The organism is Arsukibacterium sp., from assembly GCF_033722355.1.
GTDB lineage: Bacteria > Pseudomonadota > Gammaproteobacteria > Enterobacterales > Alteromonadaceae > Alishewanella.
The window spans coordinates 1-2,804 of the sequence record NZ_JAWVZF010000243.1 but is presented as its reverse complement, the minus strand read 5'-3'; the positions used below and the strand labels follow the sequence as shown (position 1 = coordinate 2,804).

General features: G+C 53.1%; 3 protein-coding genes. 1 reads left to right on the top strand and 2 read right to left on the bottom strand.

The window, feature by feature from the left end:
• Together R3177_RS14335 and R3177_RS14330 are read right to left on the bottom strand one after the other, a co-directional pair.
• Positions 1-1,013: M28 family peptidase (locus R3177_RS14335; RefSeq protein ID WP_318971688.1), on the bottom strand; the 1,013-nt coding region annotated here is incomplete at its 3' end.
• Positions 1,014-1,133: 120 nt separating this feature from the next.
• Positions 1,134-2,009, bottom strand: a complete 876-nt coding sequence (locus R3177_RS14330; RefSeq protein ID WP_318971687.1) for a LysR family transcriptional regulator — start codon at positions 2,007-2,009, stop codon at positions 1,134-1,136.
• 99 nt (positions 2,010-2,108) lie between these two features.
• Here R3177_RS14330 and R3177_RS14325 point away from each other — a divergent pair.
• Positions 2,109-2,804: proton-conducting transporter membrane subunit (locus R3177_RS14325; RefSeq protein WP_318971686.1), on the top strand; the 696-nt coding region annotated here is incomplete at its 3' end.

Genomic DNA, 2,804 nt, shown 5'->3' with positions numbered 1-2,804 from the left:
GTTTCACTGACCTGAACATAAAACTCAGGGTCGACATTTTCAGCGGTATCCCGCACCGAATGATAATCGTCATGATCGGCCACCCCAAAGTAAATAAAGGGAACCTGCTGCTGATAAAAGACGCCGTGATCTGAGCTTAATGTCCAGTTCTGAGTGCTGCCGGCGCGGTACCAGGGACGATCATGACCGGCGATAACCTTAACCGCACTTTGCTGTTGCAACTGCTGCAATAGCGGCACAAGCCAGGGTTGCTGGTAACTGCCCACGGCGAACAGTAACTGATCCGTGTCACGGCTGAGCATATCCATATTAACGTTAAAGGCCAGCTGCTCCGGCTGTAACAGCTGGTGTTTAAACAACACGACTGCACCCTGCAGGCCGCCTTCCTCGGCATCGAGTGCCACAAACAACAGCGGATGAGCTGGCGGATGTTCGCTGAAATAGCGGGCCAGACCAAGCAGAGTGGCAACGCCGGAGGCATTATCGTCAGCACCGGCAAATACTTCGCCGTTTTCCATGCCCAGGTGATCATAATGGGCCGTCAGGACAATGGGTTTTAACTCAGGGTTTAAACCGGGCAACAGCCCCAGCACATTGGCTGCATTTTCCGCTGCCGGCACAGTGGGGTTTTTGCCCCTTAACCAGCGACTGAATACAAAATGCTCTGCCACACTAAAGGGCTGTAAATAGCCTTCTGTCCCGGCGGGCTGCAAGCCAATATCAGCAAACTGCTGTGCCAGCCACTCGCGGGCTTCAATACCGCCGGGGCTGCCGGGCTTGCGCCCCTGCCGATCAGGGTGAGCCAGCCAGTTCAGATCAGATAGCATCTGCTGATGGTCTAACCGCTGCCGGGCGGCAGCTGGTTTTGCCGCCGCCTGCAACTGCGCCAGCCGGGCACTTTCCTGCCGGGTTAATTGCTGTTGCCAGGCCGGCCAGACCAGGGTGTAAAGCAAAATAGCGGTAATAACCAGTGCGGCGACGCCCGCCAGATACAGCCTTTTAGTAACCGACATTAAAACTCCTTACAGCTAAAACTAATGGCGGCCAGCTTAGCAAATAACTGCTGGTAGCCGCTGAGAAAAATGATCGGTCTGACCCATTTTAAGGTGCAAACCGGTTAAACCGGGCAGCAGTCAGGCTGAAAAAGCCTGCAGCAACAGGTTCAGCTGCGGGTGCAACAGCTCTCGCTGGGTGGTAATAATATAAAAGTTTTCGTAGATCTGCGGCAGGGTCAGATATTTTTGCAGCCGGCCGCTTTGTAACTCGTCTTTTACCACCACCTCGGGAATCACCGCCAGCGCGCCGCTGTCGCGGGCCAGCAAGCGCAGCATCGCCATATCATCAGCTTCAGCGATAATGTCAGGCTGCAGCTGGTACTGAGCGGCAAGCGCATCAAACGCAGTACGTACCGGACTTTGCACCGGCGGTAACACCCAGCGTTGTTGCTGATAATCCTTAAGACTCTTTCCGGCTGGTTTGCCGGGTGGGCCAATCACCGCTACAGGTTGTCTGGCCAGCAGGCGGCATTGCCATAGCTGACTGTCGTTGCCCTGCACGGCGATATTGCTTAGTGCCAGGTCGAGCTGATGCTGGGCTAAGGCATTTAACAGCATCGTCTGGTTCATTGATAACAAACTGTACCGGGCATTGCTTTTACTCAACAGCGGCGTAATAAAGCTTTCAATAAAGTTCCGCGACATAGTCGATAAGGTGCCAATCCGGATTGGACTGTGCTGGGGCTGCATGCCCTGGAGCAGCAATTGCTCAAGCTCAGCGCCGCGGCTGAATATATCTTCGGCGTACTTCAGGGTCTGATAGCCGCTGTCGGTCAGCACCAGTCTGCGATTTTCGCGCCGGAATAGCTGTACCTGCATGCTCTGTTCTAATTGTTTGATTTGAGATGACAAAGCAGATTGCGAGACATGCAGACGCTGGGCCGTCTCGGTCAGATTAGTGCCTCTGGCAACCTGCCAGAAATAATAAAGATGATGATAGTTTAACCGGCTCATAGTTCTCTTTTAGAGAATGATTTGTGATTTATTATGTATTTTACTAATGCTAATCCACTGGCGACAATAGCACCAGTAAATTTAACCTGAAGGTGAGCGATGGACTCGTTACTGACAATTAATGCGCTAAAGCTGGTGTTGCTGGCACTGGTGGCCCTGCTGGCAGTGATCATCTGGCGGTATAGTGCAACCGCTTTGGCCGGTGAGCAAAATAAACTGCGTTTTATGCGGGCACTGGCACTGACCTTAACCGCCACGGTTTTTACCTTGTTAGCCAATCATCTGTTGCTGTTCTGGCTGGGGTGGTGCTGGATTAGCCTCAATTTACAGCAGTTGTTGCTGTTTTATCCTGAGCGTCCCCGTGCCCAGCTGGCTGCGCATAAAAAAGCACTGAGTGCCCGCCTCGGTGAAGTGCTGCTGGCCGTGGCATTTGTTTTGTTGTACGTCGAGTTTGGCACGGCTGATATCAGCGCTCTTACCCGGCAGGCAGAACTGCAAACTCAGCTTGGCTGGTACGGACAGATAGCCACCGTGTTGCTGGTACTGGTGGCGTTAATAAAATGTGCTCAGTTACCGCTACACGGCTGGCTGATTCAGGTTGTCGAGGCGCCAACGCCAGTATCGGCGCTGCTGCATGCCGGTATTATTAACCTTGGCGGTATTTTATTGCTGATATTCTCGCCACTGCTGACACTGAGTACTGTGGCCGCGTTAGTGCTGCTGGTCAGCGCACTGACCAGTACTGTGCTGGCGGCACTCATTATGACCACCCGGATCAGTATAAAAGTACGACTG

Bases quoted from the DNA above. Each gene is read 5' to 3' on its own strand.
- R3177_RS14330 (WP_318971687.1), bottom strand. From the start codon at position 2,009: ATGAGCCGGTTAAACTATCATCATCTTTATTATTTCTGGCAGGTTGCC.